Origin of the sequence: Novosphingobium sp. (assembly GCF_965228995.1) — a bacterium.
Taxonomy (GTDB): Bacteria; Pseudomonadota; Alphaproteobacteria; order Sphingomonadales; family Sphingomonadaceae; genus Novosphingobium.
The window spans coordinates 1979981-2001714 of record NZ_OZ245852.1 but is presented as its reverse complement, the minus strand read 5'-3'; the positions used below and the strand labels follow the sequence as shown (position 1 = coordinate 2001714).

Below are 21734 nucleotides of genomic sequence, written 5' to 3'. Positions count from 1 at the left end.
TCGCCGAACGGCACGTGTTCGGGGCTGCACCGGCCCGCGCGCGTACCTATCTTCACGGCGCTGTGATCCTGCCTTACCATTGCGCCTCTGACATGGCGCCGGAGGCAAGCCGCATGACACTGAATCGCTTCACCACCAGCGCTGCGGCCGCGGCGCTCGCGGTTTTTGCAATGCCCGTTCAGGCGGCGCCCTCTCCCGCCTATGACGTGGTGATCCGCGGCGGTACCATTTACGACGGCTCGGGCGGGGTCCCGTTCACCGCTGATCTCGCGGTCCTGGCGGACCGGATCGTGCGCATCGCGCCGCATATCGCGGGGCGCGGCAAGGCCGAAATCGATGCGACAGGCAAGGCGGTTGCGCCCGGATTCATCAACATGCTCGCCCATCCCGAGGAAAGCTTGCTGGCCGACAAGCGCGCGCTCAGCGACCTGGTGCAGGGCGTGACGCTCGAAGTCATGGGTGAGATGTCGATGGGCCCGCTCACGCCGCAGATGAAGGACGAACTGGTAGAGGGCCAGGCCGATATTGCCTACCCGATCAACTGGACGACACTCGGCCAGTATCTCGACGGCCTCGAACGGCGCGGGGTTTCGCCCAATGTCGCCTCGTTCGTCGGCGCGGGCACGGTGAGGCAGAACCTGTTCGGGGATGACGCTACCCAACCTACTGCCGAGCAGCTCAAGACGATGCAGGGTCTTGTCCGGCAAGCGATGGAAGAAGGCGCGCTCGGCGTCACCACTGCGCTGATCTATGCTCCCAACACCTTTGCCAAGACGCCGGAACTGATCGCGCTGGCGCAGGAATCCGCGCGCTGCGGCGGCATGTACATCGCGCATATCCGCAGCGAAGGAGACCGCTTTCTTGAAGCGATCGACGAAACGATTGCGATCGCCAAGGCATCTGGTGCGCCTGCCGAGATCTATCACCTCAAGCAGTCCGGCCGCGACAACTGGTCCAAGCTCGATCCCGCGATTGCAAAAATCGAACAAGCCCGCGCCGAGGGGACCCGGATTACCGCCGATATGTACAACTATATCGCTGGTGCCACCGGCCTCGATGCCGCGATGCCCACCTGGGTGCAGGAGGGCGGCTATGACAAGTGGGCCCAGCGGCTCAAGGACCCGGCAACACGCGCCAAGGTTATTGCCGAAATGCAGGAAGTCCATCCGAAGGACTGGGAAAACCTGATAGGTGCGGCCGGACCCGAAGGGATGCTGCTGCTGGCCTTCAAGAACCCCCTGCTAAAGCCCTACACTGGCAAGACCCTTGCCGAAGTCGCGAAACTGCGCGGCGTATCCCCGCAGGAAGCGGCGATAGAGCTTGTGGTCGAGGACGGCACCCGCGTCGGTGTCGCCTATTTCCTGATGTCGGAAGACAATGTCCGGCGCCAGGTTGCCCTGCCGTGGGTCAGTTTCGGTTCGGACGAGGCCGCGCCGGCGCCGACGGGGGTCTTCCTCAAATCGCAGAACCACCCCCGCGCCTATGGCAATTTCGCGCGGGTGCTTGCCCGATACGTGCGCGATGAGCACCGGCTGACGCTCGCGGAGGCTATCCGCAAGCTTTCGGCAATGCCGGCCCAGAACCTCTCGCTCAAGGATCGCGGGATGCTCAAGGACGGCTATTTTGCCGATATCGTGGTGTTCGATCCTGCCACGATCCAGGACCACGCCACATTCGAAAGGCCCGCTCAACTCGCCACCGGCGTCGAGCAGGTGCTCATCAACGGCGGCTTTGCGCTGAAGGACAGCAAGGCCACCGGCGCACCGACCGGCCGCTTCATCCATGGTCGCGCCTGGACCGGGGTGCCCGGCGGAGGCTGCCGCGCTTCCGCCACGGACTGGAGCTGGTCAAAGTAACAGTCGGCTCTCTTGCTGCTGTCAGGCGCCCCCTCGCCTTCCCCGTTCTGGCAAGCTATCAAACCCGCCATGTCCAGCCCCCGTTTCTTCATCATGCGCCACGGCGAGACGGTCTATAACGCCGCCCGCCGCCTTCAGGCGAACCACATCCACACCCCCCTCACCCAGCTCGGGGTCGAGCAGGCCCTCGCGATGGGCGTGGCGCTGCGCGGCGTTCTGGGCGATCGGCCGCCGGTCAGGCTCCACGTCTCCGAAACCGGCCGCGCGCTGCAGACGGCGGCCATGATCGCGGATGTGCTCGATCTCGATTGGTTCTCCGCCAACCGCACCCACGATCTCAAGGAGATCGACATGGGCACGTGGTGCGGCCGGCTCTATGATGATGTCGAGGCTGAAGTCGGCCCCATCGTCCTCGCCGATCATCTCCTGCGCCCTGCCCCCGATGGCGAGGACTACCCGATGATTGCCGCCCGCCTCGCCAACTGGCTCGAAGAAACGGGCGATGCGCCGGGCGATCACATCGTCGTCATGCACGGCATATCGAGCCGCGTGCTGCGCGGGATGATGGCTGGCTACCCGGTCCACCCCGATCTCGGCGCGCCCATTGCCCCGTCGCTCGTGCAAGGCTCGATCGCGCTGGTGGAGAATGGCCGCGAAACCGTCCTGTTCGGGTCCGAGCGGGGCAGCGAGCACGCTTGATGGGCGAAGTCGTCAACCTCCGTCTTGCCCGCAAGGCCGCCGCGCGCCGCAGCAAGGAGGCTGAAGCCGCGGCCAACCGCCTCGCCCATGGCCGCACCCGAACCGAACGGGAGGCGACCGCGGCAGAGGCAACACGCGCTGCCCGCCTGCTCGATGGCGCCAGGCGCGAAGGGCACGATTGATGCGCTCAACGCACGAAAACACCAGCGTCCGCCTCTATCACCTCAGCGACGGCCCCGAAGGCGGCGCGGCGCAGACACTGCTCTACGGCACCCTCGCCGAAGCGCTCGCCCTCGCCGCCCAGCAGCCCGAGGAGATCCAGGCCGATCTCTTCATCGCGACCGACAACGATGTTGTCGCCTATCTCGATCTGGTGGATCCGTGAGGCGCGTGGCTCTCGCTGCCGCGCTGCTTGTCGCCTCGCCCGCTCTGGCACGCGACAGCCTTGGCATCTGGAACAATTGGGGCGCCTTTTCCGACGTTGGCATCCCGCGCTGCTATGCGATCGCCATGGCCGACAAGGTGGAAGGCCGGGCGAACGAGTTCCAGCCCTACTTCACCGTGGGCACCTGGCCCCGCCGTGGGACACGCGGCGAAATCCACGTGCGGCTATCGCGCAAGCTCGGCCCCGGCGGCACCGTCACGCTTTCGCTTGCCGGACAGCGCTTCCCGCTCATCGCAGGCGCCGCCGATGCATGGGCGGCGGATCGGCGGATGGACGCCGCCGTGGTCGCCGCGATGCGCTCGGCCGCGACCATGAGCGTGACCGCCCGCAGCGCCGCTGGCCGCACGTTCACCGACGTCTATACGCTGGCCGGCACAGCCTCGGCGATGGACGCTGCCATGCTCGGCTGCGCGCAGAACTGACCTCTGTTTGCACGGGCAAGCGCTTGCCCCTATATGCGCGCGATGCAGATAGAGCCGATGCCGATCCCGGGACATATCGATCCCGTACCCGTCCCCCGTGAGGTGACCCCGCGTGCCGATGGCCGCGTGGACCTGATCGGCCTCAGCCGCCCGCAGATCGCCGCCGTGTTCCTTGACGCCGGGCTAGATGCCAAGGCCGCCAAGCTGCGCGCCAAGCAAGTGTTCCACTGGCTCTACCACCGCGGCGTGACCGAGTTCGAGGCGATGACCGATATCGCCAAGACCATGCGCCCCTGGCTTGCAGAGCGCTTCGTGATCGGTCGGCCCGAAGTGGTCGAGGCGCAGGTTTCAGGCGACGGCACGCGCAAGTGGCTGCTGCGTACGGCAGACAATCACGATTACGAAATGGTGTTCATCCCCGATGCCACGCGCGGCACGCTCTGTGTTTCGAGCCAGGTGGGCTGCACGCTCAACTGCCGCTTCTGCCACACCGGCACGATGCGCCTCGTGCGCAACCTCACGCCGGGCGAGATCGTCGGCCAGGTCATGCTGGCGCGCGATGTGCTGGGTGAATGGCCGCGCGGCTCGATGGCCGGTCTGGATTTCGATGAGCCGGACGAGGATGAAGCCGCTGCCGATTACACACCGGACGGCCGCCTGCTCACCAATATCGTGATGATGGGCATGGGTGAGCCGCTCTACAATTTCGAGCATGTCCGCGATGCACTGAAAGTGGTGATGGACGGCGACGGCCTTGCCCTCTCCAAGCGCCGCATCACGCTTTCGACCAGCGGCGTGGTGCCTATGATGGCCCGCGCGGGCGAGGAAATCGGCGTCAACCTCGCCGTCTCGCTTCATGCCGTGACCAAGGATGTGCGCGACGAGATCGTGCCTATCAACCGCAAGTTTGGGATCGAGGAACTGCTGCAGGCCTGCGCCGACTATCCCGGTGCCTCGAACGCGCGGCGCATCACGTTCGAATATGTCATGCTCAAGGACAAGAACGACCGCGACAGCGATGCGCACGAGCTCGTCCGTCTGCTGCGCCAGTACGACCTCCCCGCCAAGGTCAACCTGATCCCGTTCAACCCTTGGCCCGGCGCGCCCTATGAATGCTCGACGCCGGAGCGGATCAAGCGCTTTGCCAAGATCGTGTTCGACGCCGGCATTTCCGCACCGGTGCGCACCCCGCGCGGCCGCGATATCGATGCTGCTTGCGGCCAGCTCAAGACAGCGGCAGAGCGCAAGTCCCGGGCCGAGGTCGAGCGGCTTCTTGAAGAAAAGCAGGCAGCGCTGGGTTAACTGCCTTTTTACGGCAGTATGGAAAATCTCCCGCGGCAGCGTGTCTGGAAGCGCTCGCGGCAAGGGAGATCAAGCGTGCGCAGACTTTCGATTCTGGCTGTGTGCTCGGCCTGGGGCTGTTCCACCGCGGCCCTGCCGCAGGCGGCCACGGAGCCTGCATTCCCGCCGGATGGCATCTACCGGGTTGTTTTCTCAGGCCCCAAGGGCAAGCAGTCCACCCACGACGACTATCTCAAGATCGACAGCCGCGAAAAGTTCGAGAAATTCATTTCAGCAAAAGCCAGCAGCGGCTGCAAGGATACTCCGCTACGCATCGGCGATGGCACATTTACCCTTGAGGCGCAGTGCGACACACCGGAACGCGATATTCGCGGCATCCCGGTCAGGATCAGCGGTCATTGGAGCGACCATGCGCTGACGATTGTCCGTGAGACGATGCTGTTCGGCTTCAAGCTCCGCGAACAATATGACTATACTTGGCTCCCGGAACGCAACGCGCCGCGCCCGCGCATCATCATCGAGCCTGCCCCTGCCGCTCCCTGAGGAGCGGCAGTATTCTCGATCCGGCACGGCGCACGGGGTCCATCAAAAGCCGTTAGACCGGGCTTTCCTCGGCGGCGACGTCAGCTTGCCGAGAAGCTGCTCGAAAGGCGGAAGGTACTCTGCAAGGTTGCGCCGTTGACATAGCGAACGCGGTAGAGCGTTGCCGTGCCGACCGTGCCGCACATGCGCACCGAAAGGTTGGCCGCACCGCCCGCCGCCACCACCTGGCTCGCGACAGCCTGATACGTCGCGCCGGTATCAAGCGACTGATCGATGAACAGCGTCCCCGCCTGATCTGCGAAGGCAGTCGCGTTGAAGAAGGCATATTGGCCGGCACTGTTGGCGCGCCCGGTGCCGGTGAACGTGCCCGCAGCAGCAAGCGCAGCCGTGCTGTCGGTAAAGCCGGTCCCCGTGTTGACGTTACCTGAAACGGTCGTGGTGCCGATCACCGAGACACTCCCGATGCCCGAAGAGCCCGCAGCGAGCGAGATGCCCGTTGCGGGCGCGACCTGCTGTTTCTGGCTGAGCACAACGGAAACGGTCCCGCTGGTGAAGGTGGAGACGCGTGCCCGCACGAAAGCCGCCGAGGAAACGTAGCTGTAGATGCCGGTGGCCGTCGAAGTCGTGGCGGGCGCCGCCGTGGGCGAAGCCGCCGAAAGGACCGGCAGCGTGACCCAGTTGGTCCCGTCATTTGATTGCTCGTAAGTGATCGTGCACGTCGTGCCGGCGCTCGTCACATGAAACGAGCCGCCCATGTAGAGGTTGTTGCTCGTCGACACCACGACGGCGGCCGAAGTCACGCTGCCCGAAAGCGTCGCGCCCTCGCTGCACGAACGATAGATTGCGGAGAGCCAGCCGGTGAGGCCGGTTCCTCCGCTCGGCATCGTCGTGCCGGTAATCGCCACCGCCGCCGGTTCGAGGTTCGCGGTATCGCTGGCCAGGCTCACCGAAAGGCTGGCGGCAGATGCCCTTGTCCCGATGCTCGCCGGAAGCTGCCCGGAGATGGTTGCCAGCGACGTGTTCGTCGCCGTCTGGTTCGCAGCGTTCGCCGCGCCGGCCGGGAGGGGAAGGCTGGCGGCGCTCACCGTCTGGGTCGCGGGGAAGTTGCTTACCGTCACGCCAAGCGCAGCCGTATCGCTTGCCAGCGTCACCGGCAGGCTCTGCGCCATTGGCTTCTGACCCAGTGTCGCCGGAAGCTGCCCGGAGATGGTTGCCAGCGACGTGTTCGTTGCCGTCTGGTTCGCAGCGGTCGCCGCGCCGGTGGGAAGTGGCAGGCTCGCGGCGCTGATCGCCTGTGTCCCCACGCTGCCGGAAATCGCGACCGGCAGGGGAGCGTCGACGCTGACGGTCTGGGCCGTGCCATCGACATTGGTGAAGGCGACAGCATTGGCCGGGGTAAACAAGGCGGGGAAGGTAACCGGTGGATTTGGCATGAACTTTCTCCAGACAGACACAAAAAGTGCACGCGCAAATAACCCATTTGGTTCGTGTAGGAAAATTTCCTGATCCAGATCCGCGCTTCGTCGCGCAGGCACCTCACCTCATCGCCTTTGCGGCTGTGTTCATGTGCGGTTGGGCATCCTGCCCGCAGGGTCGTCTTTCACGACCGTCACCTCGCAGCAAACCGAAAGGATGCGCAGATCATGAACAGGCTCATCATCGCCGCGACCCTCGCCGCAACGACACTTGGCGCAGCACCGGCACTGGCCGATCCGCCGCCTTGGGCGCCAGCTCACGGTCGCCGTGCCCATGATGGCGAATATGACTCGTATGGCCGCTACAACGAGCCCCGCCCCCTAACCAGGAACGACCGGGTCTGGCGCGGCCGCGACGGGCGCTACTATTGCAAGCGCAGCAATGGTACGACCGGCCTCGTTATCGGCGCTGTCGGCGGCGCACTGGTAGGCCGCACGATCGATACACGCGGCGATCGCACCCTCGGCACCCTGCTTGGCGCTGCGGGCGGCGCGCTGCTCGGCCGCGAGATCGAACGCAGCGGTTCGCGCTGCCGCTGATGCATTGCACTTATGCGCCGCGCGGCTTGCCCGCGCGGCCCCTGCGGGCCATACCGCCATTGAGGGCAATACCTGTGAAGGGGGTCGCCTATGTCCATGTTTTTGCTTGATGCTGCGCTGCGCCGTCTGGTGAAGCACGGCACTTTGACGCTCACCGAAGCCTCGGGCCGCCAGCGCCATTACGGCACCGCCGCCCCGGGCTGGCCGGATCTCGGCCTGAAGCTCCACGATGCGCGCGTACCGGGCGCGATCGCCCGCAATCCCAGCCTCGGCATGGCCGAATGCTTCATGGATGGCCGCGTCTTGATCGAGAACGGCGATATCCTGGATTTCGTCGGCTTCATCCGCCGTAACAATCCATGGGAAACGGGCGGCGATCTCGACAACCTCAACCTGCTCGACAAGGCCCGCGTGGCGATCACCGGCCGCCTCGACCAGATCAACCAGCGCCGCTCCTCAAAGCGCAACGTCGCGCATCACTACGATCTCGACGACCGGCTCTACGACTTGTTCCTCGATCCCGCGCGCCAGTACTCCTGCGCCTATTGGGACGAAGGCGTCACCACGCTCGAGGAAGCCCAGATTGCCAAGATGGACCACATCGCGGCAAAGCTGGACCTCAAGCCCGGCATGCGCGTGCTCGATATCGGCTGCGGCTGGGGCGGCCTCGCGCTGCACCTCCACAAGATCTCGGGCGCATCGATCCACGGCATCTCCCTCAGCGTCGAGCAGATCGGCTACGCCAAAGCCTGGGCCGAGCGCGAAGGCGTTGCCGACAAGGTGACCTTCAGCCTCACCGACTACCGCGACCAGCAGGGCCCGTTCGACCGCATCGTCTCGGTCGGCATGTTCGAGCATGTCGGCGTGCCCAATTACGAGACCTTCTTCCGCAAGTGCCACGATCTGCTGGCCCTCGACGGCGTCATGCTGCTCCACACCATTGGCCGCGCCGGGCCGCCCAACATCACTGACGACTTCACCCGCAAATATATCTTCCCCGGCGGCTACATTCCCTCGCTCAGCGAAACGGTTAAGGCGATCGAGCCGTGCAAGCTCATGCTGACCGATTGCGAGATCCTGCGCCGCCATTATGCGCTCACCTTGCGCGAATGGTACAAGCGCTGCGCCGAGCAGGAGGAAACGATCACCCGCATCTATGACGGGCGCTTCTTCCGCATGTGGCAGTTCTATCTGGCGGGCGCCGCGACCGGCTTCGAGCATGCCGATCTGGTGAACTTCCAGCTCCAGATCGTCCGCAATCGCGATGCGCTGCCGCTGACGCGGGACTATATCCACGAGACGGAACTGGGATACCGGGCGGCGCGCAAAGGCTGAGCGCGCCCCAACCGGTTGCACGAGGCGCGCGGCCCTGCTAGCCGCCGCGCCATTCCTTGCACCTGTCCACGGGAACCTGGCTGCCATGTCCGATATCAAGCGCGTCGTCCTCGCCTACTCCGGCGGTCTCGATACCAGCGTCATTCTCAAGTGGCTGCAGGTGACTTACGGCTGCGAAGTGGTGACCTTCACCGCCGATCTCGGCCAGGGTGAGGAACTGGCCCCTGCCCGCGCCAAGGCCGAGCTGATGGGCGTGAAGGCGGAGCATATCTACATCGACGACCTGCGCGAGGAATTCGTGCGCGATTTCGTGTTCCCGATGATGCGCGCCAATGCCCGCTATGAAGGTGACTACCTCCTCGGCACTTCGATCGCGCGCCCGCTCATTTCCAAGCGCCTGATCGAGATCGCGCGCGAAACCGGCGCGGATGCGGTCGCCCACGGCGCGACCGGCAAGGGCAACGATCAGGTGCGCTTCGAGCTTTCGGCCTATGCGCTGGAGCCGGGGATCAAGGTCATCGCCCCGTGGCGCGAATGGGATCTCACCAGCCGCACCGCGCTGATCGCCTGGGCCGAAGAGCACCAGATCCCGGTGCCGAAGGACAAGCGCGGCGAGAGCCCGTTCTCGACCGACGCGAACCTTCTCCACACCTCCTCGGAAGGCAAGGTGCTGGAAGATCCGTGGCAGGAGACGCCGGACTACGTCTACAGCCGCACGGTCAACCCCGAGGACGCGCCGGACGAGCCCGAATACATCACCATCGACTTCGCGAAGGGTGACGGCACCGCACTCAACGGCGAGGCGATGTCGCCCGCCACACTGCTCGCCGCGCTCAATGAACTGGGCCGCAAGCATGGCATCGGCCGGCTCGATCTCGTCGAGAACCGCTTCGTCGGCATGAAGAGCCGCGGGATGTACGAAACCCCGGGCGGCGAAATCTATGCCCGCGCGCACCGCGGCATCGAGAGCATCACGCTCGATCGGGGCGCGGCGCACCTCAAGGACGAGCTGATGCCCAAGTATGCCGAGCTCATCTACAACGGCTTCTGGTTCAGCCCCGAGCGCGAGATGCTGCAGGCCGCGATCGACCACAGCCAGGCCCGGGTGAACGGCACGGTGCGGCTCAAGCTCTACAAGGGCAATGCCTCCGTCGTCGGCCGCAAATCGGCGGACAGCCTTTATTCCGAGCGCCACGTGACGTTCGAGGACGATGCCGGTGCCTACGACCAGAAGGACGCGGCGGGCTTCATCAAGCTCAATGCCCTTCGGTTGCGGTTGTTGGCGCAGCGCGGGCAATAAGCCCCGCTACGAATCGTCACAAAACTAAAACAAAGCGGTTTCCGCAGCTTGCGAAGTTGTCCACCAGCCATTGGGCTGCCTGTGGATAACTTTGCATTTTGCTGCTTGTGCGACTCACGGACGAGGCGCAGCATCTGTCTTGTCGAGAGGGAAACGAAGCCTGAGAGAAGTGCCGCAAGGCACTGATTGAAAGGCAGAAATCTCCTGATCGGGCCAGGCTGGAAAGTTTGTTTTGAAACCACTTTCGGTGTGCTGAGGCGCATCTGGAAGAGGTGGACGCACAGACCGGAAGGACTGGCACCGGAAGCCGGAATGGCGTCCCGAAGCGAAGCTGATGCGGCAAGGCCGATGGCCGCGAGACCGGGGGCAGCACCCAGCAGCAGCGGAAGCGAGGGGCAGCACGCCAGAACGCGCGGAAGGGCCCTTTTCTCCCCAAGGGAGGTATCGTCCGAAGGCGCGGCCGCGAGGCCAGACCTGCGGGAGCGTCGCCCGAGGAAGAGCGAAGGAAACACGCACGCAGCAGCAGGAGGCGCGGCAACGCGGCAAATGCGGCACGGGCGCCAGCGACTGCCAGGCCCATGCGGTCAGGAACTGCGGACGCCGCAGTCCTGAATGCAGAGCCGGTAAGGAAGAGCCCGCCACGCGGGAAGGACCGGACGGCGAAGCGGACCGGAGGTGCATCGTTCGCAAGAACGGGCCGTTCGAAAGGACGGGAACCGAAGGGCAGGGAACGGCGGAAGGACGCGGTGAGCTCAGGCGCTGGAAAGCCAGAGTGCCAGCAGCGGCGACAGTGGGGGCCGGCAGCAATGCCGGCCCCCATTTGGTTTCGGGCATTTGGTCTTCAGGCCCCGATTCGCGCCGGGGCCAGGTGCAGCGTCCCGCAGCGGGACCAAGTTGACACAGTTGACACAGTCCTGAGGACAAACTGTCACCCCCCTCGCAGCGCGCGATCCTGCCCGCGCGGGGCTGGAACTGGCGGATTGTGGAGGGTTTGCGGAGCATGTGGGCATCATGCCGCAGAGCGATGGCTGTAGGACAGCGGTTTATAAATAACAGACGCGTCTGTTATTTATGGGGGTGGGGAGACGAGCGACTTTGGGACTTAGCCGCCGTTCCCGATTTACATCTCGGATGCCAAGCATGGCCGAAAACCGACATTGACCGCACCCCTTGTAAAGGATCGCAGCTATTTTTGGTCCGGGCCTGTCTCGAAATTCATATCGCTGCGCACTAGGCGATCCTCCATCACCTTCCTTACTTGTGCACGCCCCTCTGTATCAACGGTGACCTCAACTAACAATTCCTGCCCCTCGAATAATTCCGAGCGTTGCCTTTGAGAAAGTAAATGAAAATGGAAAAAAGCATCCACGCCCGTCTCGGGAATATAAACAAAACCATAGCCTCGATCTTCAAATATTTTTGCAACGGTACCCGATAGAATTGGACGATCGACCCTCTGAAACTCGCGGACAATCGAAACAGCAAAGCCTTTACCTCCTCGCGTCAACTCACACACAATGGTGTCCCCTTCGGCAACGTCGATTAGACCGGACTTTTCGAGGACGTTCGCATGAAGAAACGCGGAGTCTTTTAACGCTGGTATCTCGACAAAACCGAAACCGCGGCTGTTGTCGTAACGTTCGATTACTCCTCGAAATGTCTTACCCACTGGTTGAGGCAAATCATCCACCAGTGCGCCCCTGCTGACACCTATCCATCGACCTTCTAGGTTCGAGACGAGGTCACGCTGAAGTCTATAGGCACCAGATTCTGGGATTATACAAAAACGGCTATCCTCTTCGAGGACATATTGACAAAATATTCTCCTGACTAATTCCAGTCGCTCGTTGTAAGATTTTTGTGCTTTAAATGCCGAACGGATTGATCGCGCAACATCGGAATCTGGTATCCTCGTCGTCAACGCCATTTGCTCAAAATAAACTGCATTAAACGATGCTAAAATTAAATGGAGCATTCCACTTTCTGATATCGCAATCCTTTGATCTTCAGAATAATCCTTTTTTGATAGATCATATGGCTCTATAAGATCTGATACTATCAAAAATTCGAGGGATTTCTGTACGGCCACCTCAGACATCGACATTACGTCGAAATAACTCTTTATCGAACCAACGGCGATATAACGATCCACATCGTCTGTCGCCGCTTCATGTAAGGCATGTAGGTATGCCAGCAAGCGCAAATGTATTAGAGGAGATTGTCTAATCTTACCATCAACTTGATATAACGGCAAAATGAGAGGCTCGTCGCCGGGTCTATAAAGTTCGTAGTCCCCTTTCATAATAGCGTTCATAAAGCGCTCGCGACTCGGCGCAACCATAGAGCCCGTGATATAGGACCGAACCAGGTCCTCAATCTTTAAGACAGATGACGTAATAACTCTTTTTGAAAGGCCCAACGCCTTCCGCATATTGTAATTTGATAGCTCACCAACTATTTTTGACGGATAATCCTGCTCCACAAATACATCTTCGACAACTTTAGCAAACGCATCTAAGTCTCGGATCTGGATCGTAATTCCACGACTTAACAGATATTGACGAGCGGTCTTGCTGCCGGTTTTATATCCAATTTTCTGCTTTAGATAATCAATGCGCTTCCTAAATACTTCTCGAGGGGACGGTGTTGGCAGAAAGAACGATCTCGACGAGTAGATGTTGAATATCTCAGTTTTTGAAAACGTCCAAGCAGACCTATCCGTCGCCGGAAACAGTAGCAGGCAGTGTGCCGCCGCCCTCCGGATCGACTGAAAATACTGAAATACTCTAGTCTTAAATTCAAGATCAAACTCATCAGTGTTATCGATCACAAATATCGGAAGCTTTTTCCTATTCTTAATCAGATCGCTTATAAGTCTTTGTAGATAACCCTCACGGTCTTTTTCAACTTGCTCCTCTACATACGCAGAAAATTTTTCTTTGAATGCATCTTTATCGCGGGAATATAGAAGGGCATCAATGCCTTTTGATCTTCTTACATATTCTAAATGATATAGGGCCTGCAGGTGAGGCCACTCTGGGAAGCCCTCAGGAAAGAGTTGCTGTTCGATTGCCCTTATCGAGCACTCTGTCATCCACTGCAGAGCCGAGAGGTCGCTCCCACTGGCGTCAAGCACGTTCACATTGATAACAATGCATCGCTCCCTTATGTCTGCAGAAAGCGTCCGCTTAAAGAAGCGATCGAGAAAGGTGCTTTTCCCAGCGCCTGAGGGTCCAACGATAAAGACTGTTTGGCCTGTTTCTCCAGCCACCGTATCTTTAACGAGCGCGTGGAGACCTTCGCCTACGTCTGCATCGTGTGGACTAAGGTTGCCCAGAACATTTTTGGTAATGCGCTCAAGGGAAAAATCGGCAACTCGACTTTCCTTAGTTTCAACGAAACAATCCAGAATCATGTCTGGATCGTCATCGCCGGTCAGTCCAGAGAAGAAGCTTGCAAATACCTTCTCAAGATCAAAAGCCAATCCTGACTTTTGGACAATCGAATTTTCACCGATGTCAAATGCAGGAACAAGTGGATTTTCAAGGTTTAAGCGGTTCTCATTTATTTGATCGAATATAGCTCGATAAGTAGATTTTCTGCAATCAGACTTGCTGATTAATTCAAAAAATAATGCAAAATCCTTTAAAATAGATTCGAGGCTTGGAAATACGACGGCTTGTTTTTCTTTATAACCCCATGGGAGGAATATTACCCATCGGATACCGTCTGTTAATACGGCGAGAGGAACTCCATCCGGATTGCAATAGCGAGCAGCCTGTGAAATTCCTGTTAATGCTGGTTTGAGTACTGGCCCAGAGACCTTATATATACCTTTAACATTTGAGGTTGTTTTGAGGCTTATCTCGCCAACCTTCTTCGCTTCAATTACAAATACGTTCCGATCACCGTCTTTAATTAGATAATCGGAGAAGCCGTTTTCGTTCGGCGTTTCGTTCGCTATGTCCTCATGTGACCAGCCTAGAGCTTCTGTTAAGATACGTGTGATGATCTGTAGCTTTGCGTCTTCTTCGGAGCGGATTGCTTCGAGCCGGTCTGCAACCGACGAGATGATCGCTTGCGCACGCTCAAATGCGGTATCTACGTTCATTCAGACCCTCCGGGTACTCGACGTGAATGATCGATCTAGCGCCAGAACCCAAGGCCGATCTTCGATCCTTCTAGAACCTTCTTTCATCCAGCTAAAGAGCTCGCGACGTTCAGTCTGACGTCGAAGCTGACGAAACGGATTGCCAGCATTCAGGATGCACTCCTGCGCATTGCTATTGCGAAAACCGGGACGCATTGCCGATCGTCCGGTTTGACAAGCCCGATTGGCGGGTTTCGTCAGAATCGGACGTCTGCCGGGGTTGAAGTGAGCGACCGATTCTGGTCGCAAACCGACGGACTTCGGCACCGGAGCTCACGGGATGCAAGGGCGATGGCCCTTGCCCGCCGGAGGCTGTTTCTTTCGGCTTGCTCGCGGTTTGGCGCTCTGGATTGCTTCGCGTTGCTCGCGATGACGATGGGGTGGGAGCGGCGGGCTTGGTGGTTGTGGGGATGGCGGGTTTGGTTTGGCTGCTGGCCGCTCGTGTGGGGCTGGCGTCGAATTACCCCTCCGTCAGCCCTGCGGGCTGCCACCTCCCCATTTGTGCTGCGCAAAAATGGGGAGGATTGTTGGGTTGCAAGGGCGGTGGCCCTTGCCCGCCGGAGGCTTCTTCTTTCGGGTAAGTTGGGCTGGTCGCCCCCTCTCCGGGCCCTCTCCCCTGTCCTGCGACAAGCTCAGGATGAGCGGGGGAGAGGGCTTTTGGCTTTTTGGCGGCGGTAGAGTGCTGGGGTGGGTGCCCCTCCACCATCCTTTGGTGGTCCCCCTCCCCGATCCGGGGGCTCTCTGTCGTCAGCCCTTGGTCAGCTGGCCGCGGATGGCGCCGGCGGGGAAGTCTGCGGTGTGGATGTTGACGTAGAAGCCTGCGGGGTTGGCGACGATGGGCTTCAGTTTCTCGGGCTCTACGGCGATGCACATGTCGCTGCCCTTGCCGGTGACGTCCATGGTGATGACGGGGGCGCCGTTGGTGCCGGCGGCGCCGGTGTGGACGTGGGCCATGGTGGGGGCGGCGATTTTCTCGCCGTAGAGGGTGTAGCAGAAATCGCCGGTTTCGGTGTTGATCTCGACGCGGAAGGCGCCGTTGCCTTCGGGCGCGCCGCCGGCGGGTTCGTTGGCGCCGGTGAGGTTGGCCGTGAGGACCACCGTTTCGGCGGCGGCGGCAACGGGGGCCAGCGCGAGCGCGGCTGCGCAGGCTGTGGGGATCAGAAACCTGGTCATCGCATCATCTCCTGTGGCGGCATGCTCCTGACGCGGTGAGACTCGCGCGCCGGGCTGCCGCTGCGGATTGATCCTACGCCTCGCTGCGGGGGGCGCAAGGTTTGCGGGGTTCTTGCCTTGGCGCGCTGTGTCTCGACTTCGCTCGGCACGAACGGGGGGGGTAGCAGGTTGTGACCCTAGAAGCTTTTCGGCAGGCCCAGCACGTGGGTGGCGACGTGGCTGAGGATGAGGTTCGAGGAGATCGGCGCGACCTGGTAGAGGCGGGTTTCGCGGAACTTGCGTTCGATGTCGTATTCCTCGGCGAAACCGAAGCCGCCGTGGGTCTGCACGCACATGTCCGCCGCGAACCATGAGGCTTCGGAGGCGAGGAGCTTGGCCATGTTCGCCTCGGTGCCGGCGCCCTCCCCTGCGTCGAACCGGGCGGCGGCATCGGCCACCATCTGCGCGGCGGCGGTGGTCTGGATATAGGCGCGGGCGATGGGGAACTGGACGCCCTGGTTCTGGCCGATGGGTCGGCCGAAGACGGAGCGCTCCCTGGCGTAGGCGCTGGCACGGTCGATGAAGAAGCGCGCGTCGCCGATGCATTCGGAAGCGATGAGGATGCGTTCGGCGTTCATGCCGGAGAGGATGTAGCGGAAGCCATCGCCTTCCCTGCCGATGAGGTTTTCCGCAGGGACCGGGAGATCATCGAAGAACAGCTCGGTCGTCGCGTGGTTGAGCATGGTGCGGATCGGGCGGATGGTGAGGCCATTGCCGACCGCATCGCGCATATCGACGAGGAGGACGCTCATGCCTTCGGTGGACTTTGCGCAATCCTCGCGCGGGGTGGTTCGCACGAGGAGGACCATGAGATCAGAATGTTCGGCGCGGCTGATCCAGATCTTCTGGCCGTTGACGATGTAGCGATCACCGTCACGGCGGGCGAAGGTGGTGAGGCGCGTGGTATCGGTGCCGCTGGTGGGCTCGGTGACGCCGAAGGCCTGGAGGCGCAGGTCTCCGCGTGCGATGGCGGGGAGGTAGCGGTCTTTCTGCGCCTCGGAGCCGTGGCGCAGGAGGGTGCCCATGGTGTACATCTGCGCGTGGGCGGCGCCGCCGTTGCAGCCGGAGCGGTGGACTTCCTCGAGTACGGCAGTGGCGGCAGCCAGGCCGAGGCCGGACCCGCCGTAGGCCTCGGGGATGAGGACGGAGAGCCAGCCTTCCTGTGCGAGGGTGGTGACGAATTCGGTGGGGTATTTCCGGTCACGGTCGAGCGCCTGCCAGTAGCTGCCGGGGAAGCGCGCGCAGAGGCGGCGCACGCCTTCGCGCAGGTCTGCAAAGGTTTCTTCGTCTGCCATGTCCCTCTCCACCGAAGCGCTTGTGCGGCATGGCTATTGCCTGCCTTTGCGCCGCCGTAAAGCGGGCCTCGTGGTGCAAATTTGCTAGTGGCCGCCGAGGCGGCTGCGCTCGCGGCGCAGGTAGACGTAGAGCATGATGAAGACAGGGATGATGACGAGCGCGGCGAAGAGGTCGTGCTCGACGTGGACGCCGAAGAGGGCGAGGCCGCCGCTGAGGTAGGCGAGGAGCGAGACGGCGTAGTAGGTGATGGCGACGGTGGAGAAGCCTTCGACGAGGTGCTGGAGGCGCAGCTGGGTGCGGGTGGCGCTTTCGAGCGATTGCAGGAGCTGCGCGTTCTGGTCCTCGATCCGAGTCTCGATGCGGGTGCGCAGCAGCGAGGTGAGCTGGGCGGAGCGTTCGGCGAGTTCCTGCTGGCGGCGCACGACCGTCTCGCAGGTGCGGATCGCGGGGTAGAAGCGGCGCTGGGTGAAATCGGCGAGGCTGGCGAAGCCGGGGATGGCGACGGGGGCGAGCGTGGCGAGGCGTTCGTCGACCAGGCGCGCGTAGGCGGCGGTGGCGCTGAGGCGGTAGCGCGAATCGCTGGCGATGGTGCCGAGTTCGAGGCTCATGGCGCAGAGCGCATCGAGGAGTTCGTTGTCGGAGCTCTCGTCCGAATCGAGGCGGCGGCCGAAGGCGCGCAGTTCTTCCTCCGCGGCATCGAGCTTGCCCCAGCAGGCGCGGGCGACGGGGAGGCCGAGGAGGGCCATGTTGCGATAATTGCCCAGCTCCTGCAGCGATTGCACCGCGCGGGCGAGATCGACCGGGCCAAGCTGGCCGGCGGCCACGACGAGGCGGCCATAGCCTTCGTCCTTGATGCGAAAATCGGAGGACAGCCGCGCGCCGCCGCCGAAATCGCAGCAGACAAGCTCGGCGGGGTCGATATCGAATTCGGCCATGCGGGCGGCGGCTGCGGCGGCATCGGCCTCGATATCGATGAGGGTGGCGCGCAAAACCTCGCCGGGCGCGCTTTCGGCCCAGGCGCGGGCTTCGGCGAGGAGCGGGGCATCGGGGCGCGCGAAGACGGTGAGCGTGGTCGCCTCGCTGTGGCGTTCCCAGGTGAACAGGAGGCCGTCGGCGAGAATGCCCTGCATGTGGCGCTGGCCCGGTTCGGCAGCGAAGGCGGGGCCGCCGCGAAAGGGCGGCAGGCCTTCCGAGGCACCGAGGCGCAGGATCTGCACGATTGTCATCGGCGGCGTGATCGGCGGCCAGCGCCTGAGATGCATCTCGCCGACAATCTCGCGCCGCAGCCGGTGCTCGTTCAACATGGCCTCTGGCACTCCCCGCCCGGCGCGCACGTCGCCCCGGATCAATCGCGCCTTAGTCTTTCACAGCACACTTGCCGTTACAACCCGCATAGTCCAGATTGCTTGACACTATGAACCGCTTCCCCTTCTCCGCCATCGTCGCGCAAGACGAAATGAAGCAGGCCTTGCTGCTGGCCGCTGTCGATCCAGCGATCGGAGGCGTGATGGTCTTCGGCGACCGCGGGACCGGAAAATCGACGGCAGCGCGCGCACTTGCGGCGATCCTGCCACCGATCACCGCGGTGGAAGGCTGCCGGTTTGGCTGCGCGCCGCCCGATGCGGGGACCTGTCCAGATCCCTGTACATCGAAGCGCACGGCGAAGCGGGCCGTGCCGTTCGTCGACCTGCCGCTGGGCGCAACCGAGGACCGCGTGATCGGCGCGCTCGATCTCGAACGTGCGCTGCGCTCGGGCGAAAAGCGGTTCGAGCCGGGGCTGCTGGCCAAGGCGCACCGGGGCTTTCTCTATATCGACGAGATCAACCTGCTGGAGGATCACCTCGTCGATCTGCTGCTCGATGTGGCGGCTTCGGGCGAGAACCTGGTCGAGCGCGAGGGGCTTTCGGTGCGGCACAGGGCGAAGTTCGTGCTGATCGGCAGCGGCAATCCGGAGGAAGGCGAACTGCGCCCGCAATTGCTCGACCGGTTCGGGCTTTCGGTGGAAGTGCGCACCCCGCAGACGCTGGATGCCCGGGTCGAGATCATGCGCCGCTGCGCTGCGCACGAACGCGATGCGGCCTCCTTCTGCGAGGAATGGGCACCGGCGGACGCCAAGATCGTGCGGCGGATTGCGCGCGGGCGCTCCCGCTTGCCGACGGTCGAGACGCCGGATGAAGTGCTCTACGATGCCTCACGCCTGTGCATGGCCTGCCGCGCCGATGGGCTGCGCGGCGAACTCACTGTGATGCGCGCGGCGCGTGCGCAGGCGGCGCTGGAAGGTGCCGCGACCGTGCAGCGCAAGCACGTAATCGCGGTCGCGCCCATGGCGCTGCGCCACCGCCTGCGCCGCGACGTGCTCGACGAAACCGGATCGACCACCCGCATCGAACGGGCGGTGGCCGAGGTCTTCGGATGACGTCCACTGAGGCGCCGCCCGCCGCAGAGGATGCGGCGCTGGCGCTGCGCGCCTTTGCGCTCTGGCCGGCGGGCTTTGGCGGTCTCTGGCTGCGCGGGCCCGGCCCGGCACGGGATGCGCTGGTCGAGCGGCTGGGCAGCGCCGTGCGGCTGAAGCGGATGCCCGCGCATATCGACAGCGAACGCCTGCATGGCGGGATCGATCTTGCCGCCAGCCTTGCGGCGGGACGCAGCGTGGCGCGGAGCGGGTTTCTGGAGGAAGCGCGCGGAGCTGTGGTCCTTGCACCTCTGGCGGAGCGGATCACGCCCTCGCTGGCGGGCAGCGTGGCGCAGGCGCTCGATCATGCCGATGCAGCGGAGCGTTTTGGCATCGTTCTGCTCGATGACGGCGCGGAGCATGACGAAGTGCCGCCGCTGAGCCTGACTGAACGCGTGGCATTTGCCTGCGATCTGGGCCAGATGGCGCCGGCCGACCTCGGCGCGGCGGACTTGCCGCCCCCCCTCGCCTCGCCCACCGAGATCCCGGCCTGCAGCGCGGAGGGCCTTGAAGCACTGGCGGCCGTATCGCTGGCGCTGGGCGTAAACTCGGGCCGGGCGCTGCGCTTTGCCGCGCTTGCTGCCGGGGCCAGCGCGCGGCTGGCGGGGCGCGAGACCGTGCGCGAAAGCGACCTTGCGGCAGCGGCGCGGCTGGTGCTCGCCCCGCGCGCGACACGCCTGCCACCACCGCCTGAGGACGACGCGGAAGCGCCGCCCCCGCCCCCTCCCCCGCCTGCTGAGAGCGATGCCGAGACGCCCGGCGACGAGGAGCAGGAGGACAACGGCACGCCCGATCCCGATCAGTTGATCGAAGCCGCAGCCGCCGCGATACCGCCGGGCCTGCTCGAAGCATTGGCGGCCGGTCGGACCCGGCGCGGTGCGGGTAGCGGCGGCGGGGCGCGGCATCTTTCACCGCTGCGCGGCCGCCCACTTGCGGCGAGGCAGGGCTTGCCGCGCGGTGGCGCAAGGCTGGCGCTGATCGACACGCTGCGGGCCGCTGTCCCGTGGCAGGCGCTCCGCCGGACGGAGGGCGAGGCCCGCACGGGCCTGCGCATCCTGAAAGACGATGTGCGGGTCCGCCGCTTCGAGGCGCGCAGCGCGTCGGTCACGATTTTCGCGGTCGATGCTTCGGGCTCGGCTGCCTTCACGCGCCTTGCCGAAGCCAAGGGCGCGGTCGAACTGCTGCTCGCGCAGGCCTATGTGAAGCGCACGGAAGTCGCGCTCGTCGCGTTTCGGGGCAATGACGCGCAAGTGCTGCTACCGCCCACGCGTTCGCTGACGCGGGCACGCCGCGCGCTGACCGAACTGCCGGGCGGCGGAGGTACGCCGCTTGCCGCCGGGCTTGCGATGATCTGTACGCTCGGCACGGGCCTCATGCGGCGAGGCTATACGCCGCTGCTGGTGCTGCTGACGGACGGGCGCGGCAACATTGCGCTCGATGGCAGCACCAACCGGGCGGCGGCGACCGAGGACGCCATGAAGGCCGGACGCGCGATTGCTGCGGCAGGGCTTGCCGGGGTGGTGATCGACATTTCGCCGCGCCCCCGCCCCGAAGCGGCGGCGATCGCTTCGGCCATGCGCGCACGCTATGTGCCGCTGCCGCAGGCGAGCGCCGCCACGCTGAGCAAAGTGATCGGAGCCCTGACGTGAGCAAGCCGTTGGTCTGGGAAACGGACGGGCGTGATTGGCCGCACCGCTCGGCCAGCCGCTTCGTTCCGGTTGGCGGGCTGACGTGGCACGTCCAGGAAATGGGTGAAGGGCCGCCGATCGTGCTGCTCCACGGCACCGGCGCTGCGACGCATAGCTGGCGCCATCTGATGCCGCTGCTGGCAAGAGATCACCGCGTGATCGCAATGGACCTGCCCGGCCACGGCTTCACGCGCGGGAGGCCGAGCGGCGGCCTTACGCTGCCCGGCATGGCGGCTGCCGTGAGCGGGCTGCTGACTGCGCTGGACGCGGCGCCGGGCAAGCTGATTGGCCATTCGGCGGGCACCGCCATTGCGCTCAAGATGGTGCGCAGCGGGCTCGAGGTGCCCGAGGTGATTGGCCTCAATGCGGCGCTCACGCCGTTTCCCGGTGTTTTTGCGCCCTTGTTCCAGGGCCTTGCCCGCGCGCTCGTGCTCAATCCGCTGGTGCCGCGCCTGTTCGCCGCGAGCACGCGGGGGGCGGGCGATACGGAGAAGTTTCTGGTCCGCTCCACCGGATCGGCCATCGATGCGGATGGACTGCGCTTTTATGGCCGGCTGCTGGGCAATGCGCTGCATTGCCGCGGGGCGCTGGAGATGATGGCTGGGTGGGACCTTGCCGGCCTTCAGCGCGAGCTGCCCCGGATCACGGCGCGTGTCCGCCTGATCCACGGCGCGAGGGATGCTGCGGTGCCGACCAGTTCGATAGAGCAGGCGGCGCGGCTGATGCCGCACGCTACGCTCAGCGTGCTTGCAGGTCTTGGCCACCTGGCGCACGAAGAGCGGGCGGATCTTGTTGCGGAGGCGATCGCTGCCCCCGCAGCAGTGCATGCTTGAGAGGGAGGCAGCGCGTGGCTCAGAACTTCGGATGGATCGAGATGGTCGTTTTCGGCGGGATCGCGCTCTCGCTCGGCGTGTGGCAACTGGTCTCGGTCAACCGCGAGATCGCGCGGGACAAGGCCAAGAAGGACGCTGCGCCGAAGGAGTAAGTGCTACTTCGCCGCCCTTGCGAAGGCGGGGGCA

The 21734-nt window shown here is 63.5% G+C and carries 19 protein-coding genes; 14 read left to right on the top strand and 5 right to left on the bottom strand.

All coding sequences use genetic code 11. The annotated features are described in order from the left end of the window. Positions 1 to 113 precede the first annotated feature (113 nt). The 7 genes from ACO056_RS09425 (at position 114) to ACO056_RS09395 (ending at position 5267) form a co-directional block, all read left to right on the top strand. Positions 114 to 1856 carry an N-acyl-D-amino-acid deacylase family protein gene (locus ACO056_RS09425; RefSeq protein ID WP_421855116.1) on the top strand — a complete coding sequence of 581 codons (1743 nt, stop codon included), beginning with the start codon at positions 114 to 116 and terminating at the stop codon, positions 1854 to 1856. A gap of 69 nt (positions 1857 to 1925) precedes the next feature. Further along, complete coding sequence (locus tag ACO056_RS09420; protein ID WP_421855114.1) at positions 1926 to 2555, top strand: histidine phosphatase family protein; 630 nt, start codon at positions 1926 to 1928, stop codon at positions 2553 to 2555. Further along, entirely contained in the window at positions 2555 to 2737 is a 183-nt protein-coding gene (locus ACO056_RS09415) for a DUF4169 family protein (RefSeq protein WP_421855111.1), read from the top strand. Before ACO056_RS09420 ends, ACO056_RS09415 begins: the two co-directional genes overlap by 1 nt. After that, complete coding sequence (locus ACO056_RS09410) at positions 2737 to 2940, top strand: hypothetical protein (RefSeq protein WP_421855107.1); 204 nt, start codon at positions 2737 to 2739, stop codon at positions 2938 to 2940. Before ACO056_RS09415 ends, ACO056_RS09410 begins: the two co-directional genes overlap by 1 nt. Positions 2941 to 2945: 5 nt before the next feature. Further along, positions 2946 to 3422, top strand: coding sequence for a hypothetical protein (locus ACO056_RS09405; protein ID WP_421855104.1), 477 nt, complete (start codon positions 2946 to 2948; stop codon positions 3420 to 3422). Between the two features lie 33 nt (positions 3423 to 3455). Beyond that, positions 3456 to 4724 (top strand): 23S rRNA (adenine(2503)-C(2))-methyltransferase RlmN, encoded by a 1269-nt coding sequence (gene rlmN, locus ACO056_RS09400; RefSeq protein ID WP_421855101.1) that lies wholly within the window; start codon positions 3456 to 3458, stop codon positions 4722 to 4724. Positions 4725 to 4799: 75 nt separating this feature from the next. Beyond that, complete coding sequence (locus ACO056_RS09395; protein ID WP_421855098.1) at positions 4800 to 5267, top strand: hypothetical protein; 468 nt, start codon at positions 4800 to 4802, stop codon at positions 5265 to 5267. Positions 5268 to 5347: 80 nt separating this feature from the next. On the opposite strand, the gene ACO056_RS09390 is transcribed toward ACO056_RS09395, so the two are convergent. Further along, positions 5348 to 6700 (bottom strand): hypothetical protein, encoded by a 1353-nt coding sequence (locus ACO056_RS09390; RefSeq protein WP_421855096.1) that lies wholly within the window; start codon positions 6698 to 6700, stop codon positions 5348 to 5350. A 210-nt stretch (positions 6701 to 6910) separates the two neighbouring features. On the opposite strand from ACO056_RS09390, the gene ACO056_RS09385 reads away from it, so the two are divergent. The 3 genes from ACO056_RS09385 (at position 6911) to ACO056_RS09375 (ending at position 9917) form a co-directional block, all read left to right on the top strand. After that, positions 6911 to 7282: a glycine zipper 2TM domain-containing protein gene (locus tag ACO056_RS09385; protein ID WP_421855093.1), complete on the top strand. Its 372-nt coding sequence runs from the start codon at positions 6911 to 6913 to the stop codon at positions 7280 to 7282. 96 nt (positions 7283 to 7378) lie between these two features. Continuing rightward, positions 7379 to 8617 (top strand): class I SAM-dependent methyltransferase, encoded by a 1239-nt coding sequence (locus tag ACO056_RS09380; protein ID WP_421855430.1) that lies wholly within the window; start codon positions 7379 to 7381, stop codon positions 8615 to 8617. Between the two features lie 85 nt (positions 8618 to 8702). Beyond that, entirely contained in the window at positions 8703 to 9917 is a 1215-nt protein-coding gene (locus ACO056_RS09375; RefSeq protein ID WP_421855090.1) for an argininosuccinate synthase, read from the top strand. Positions 9918 to 11103: 1186 nt separating this feature from the next. Here the strand turns inward: ACO056_RS09375 and ACO056_RS09370 are convergent. From ACO056_RS09370 to ACO056_RS09355, 4 genes are all read right to left on the bottom strand, one after another. Beyond that, entirely contained in the window at positions 11104 to 14028 is a 2925-nt protein-coding gene (locus tag ACO056_RS09370) for a hypothetical protein (RefSeq protein ID WP_421855087.1), read from the bottom strand. 786 nt (positions 14029 to 14814) lie between these two features. Further along, positions 14815 to 15240, bottom strand: coding sequence for a CHRD domain-containing protein (locus ACO056_RS09365; RefSeq protein ID WP_421855084.1), 426 nt, complete (start codon positions 15238 to 15240; stop codon positions 14815 to 14817). Between the two features lie 176 nt (positions 15241 to 15416). After that, a complete protein-coding gene (locus ACO056_RS09360) occupies positions 15417 to 16574 on the bottom strand; it encodes an acyl-CoA dehydrogenase family protein (protein WP_421855081.1) in 1158 nt (385 codons plus the stop codon). Positions 16575 to 16658: 84 nt separating this feature from the next. After that, entirely contained in the window at positions 16659 to 17879 is a 1221-nt protein-coding gene (locus tag ACO056_RS09355; RefSeq protein ID WP_421855078.1) for a DUF3422 family protein, read from the bottom strand. Between the two features lie 110 nt (positions 17880 to 17989). On the opposite strand from ACO056_RS09355, the gene bchI reads away from it, so the two are divergent. From bchI to ACO056_RS09335, 4 genes are read left to right on the top strand one after another with little or no spacing between them, the layout of a single operon-like run. Continuing rightward, positions 17990 to 18991: a magnesium chelatase ATPase subunit I gene (bchI, locus tag ACO056_RS09350; RefSeq protein ID WP_421855075.1), complete on the top strand. Its 1002-nt coding sequence runs from the start codon at positions 17990 to 17992 to the stop codon at positions 18989 to 18991. After that, on the top strand, positions 18988 to 20676 hold the full coding sequence (locus tag ACO056_RS09345; RefSeq protein WP_421855072.1) for a magnesium chelatase subunit D: 1689 nt from the start codon (positions 18988 to 18990) through the stop codon (positions 20674 to 20676). Before bchI ends, ACO056_RS09345 begins: the two co-directional genes overlap by 4 nt. Further along, entirely contained in the window at positions 20673 to 21548 is an 876-nt protein-coding gene (gene bchO, locus ACO056_RS09340; protein ID WP_421855070.1) for an alpha/beta fold hydrolase BchO, read from the top strand. The genes ACO056_RS09345 and bchO overlap by 4 nt, the downstream gene beginning before the upstream one ends. A 14-nt stretch (positions 21549 to 21562) precedes the next feature. Continuing rightward, positions 21563 to 21700, top strand: coding sequence for a hypothetical protein (locus tag ACO056_RS09335; RefSeq protein WP_421855067.1), 138 nt, complete (start codon positions 21563 to 21565; stop codon positions 21698 to 21700). Positions 21701 to 21734 lie beyond the last annotated feature (34 nt).

Coding starts and splice junctions, on each gene's coding strand:
- ACO056_RS09365 (WP_421855084.1), bottom strand. CDS start 15,240: ATGACCAGGTTTCTGATCCCCACAGCCTGCGCAGCCGCGCTCGCGCTG.
- ACO056_RS09420 (WP_421855114.1), top strand. CDS start 1,926: ATGTCCAGCCCCCGTTTCTTCATCATGCGCCACGGCGAGACGGTCTAT.
- ACO056_RS09385 (WP_421855093.1), top strand. CDS start 6,911: ATGAACAGGCTCATCATCGCCGCGACCCTCGCCGCAACGACACTTGGC.
- ACO056_RS09410 (WP_421855107.1), top strand. CDS start 2,737: ATGCGCTCAACGCACGAAAACACCAGCGTCCGCCTCTATCACCTCAGC.
- ACO056_RS09390 (WP_421855096.1), bottom strand. CDS start 6,700: ATGCCAAATCCACCGGTTACCTTCCCCGCCTTGTTTACCCCGGCCAAT.
- ACO056_RS09375 (WP_421855090.1), top strand. CDS start 8,703: ATGTCCGATATCAAGCGCGTCGTCCTCGCCTACTCCGGCGGTCTCGAT.
- ACO056_RS09415 (WP_421855111.1), top strand. CDS start 2,555: ATGGGCGAAGTCGTCAACCTCCGTCTTGCCCGCAAGGCCGCCGCGCGC.
- ACO056_RS09355 (WP_421855078.1), bottom strand. CDS start 17,879: ATGTTGAACGAGCACCGGCTGCGGCGCGAGATTGTCGGCGAGATGCAT.
- rlmN (WP_421855101.1), top strand. CDS start 3,456: ATGCGCGCGATGCAGATAGAGCCGATGCCGATCCCGGGACATATCGAT.
- ACO056_RS09345 (WP_421855072.1), top strand. CDS start 18,988: ATGACGTCCACTGAGGCGCCGCCCGCCGCAGAGGATGCGGCGCTGGCG.
- ACO056_RS09380 (WP_421855430.1), top strand. CDS start 7,379: ATGTTTTTGCTTGATGCTGCGCTGCGCCGTCTGGTGAAGCACGGCACT.
- ACO056_RS09370 (WP_421855087.1), bottom strand. CDS start 14,028: ATGAACGTAGATACCGCATTTGAGCGTGCGCAAGCGATCATCTCGTCG.
- ACO056_RS09425 (WP_421855116.1), top strand. CDS start 114: ATGACACTGAATCGCTTCACCACCAGCGCTGCGGCCGCGGCGCTCGCG.
- ACO056_RS09360 (WP_421855081.1), bottom strand. CDS start 16,574: ATGGCAGACGAAGAAACCTTTGCAGACCTGCGCGAAGGCGTGCGCCGC.
- bchI (WP_421855075.1), top strand. CDS start 17,990: ATGAACCGCTTCCCCTTCTCCGCCATCGTCGCGCAAGACGAAATGAAG.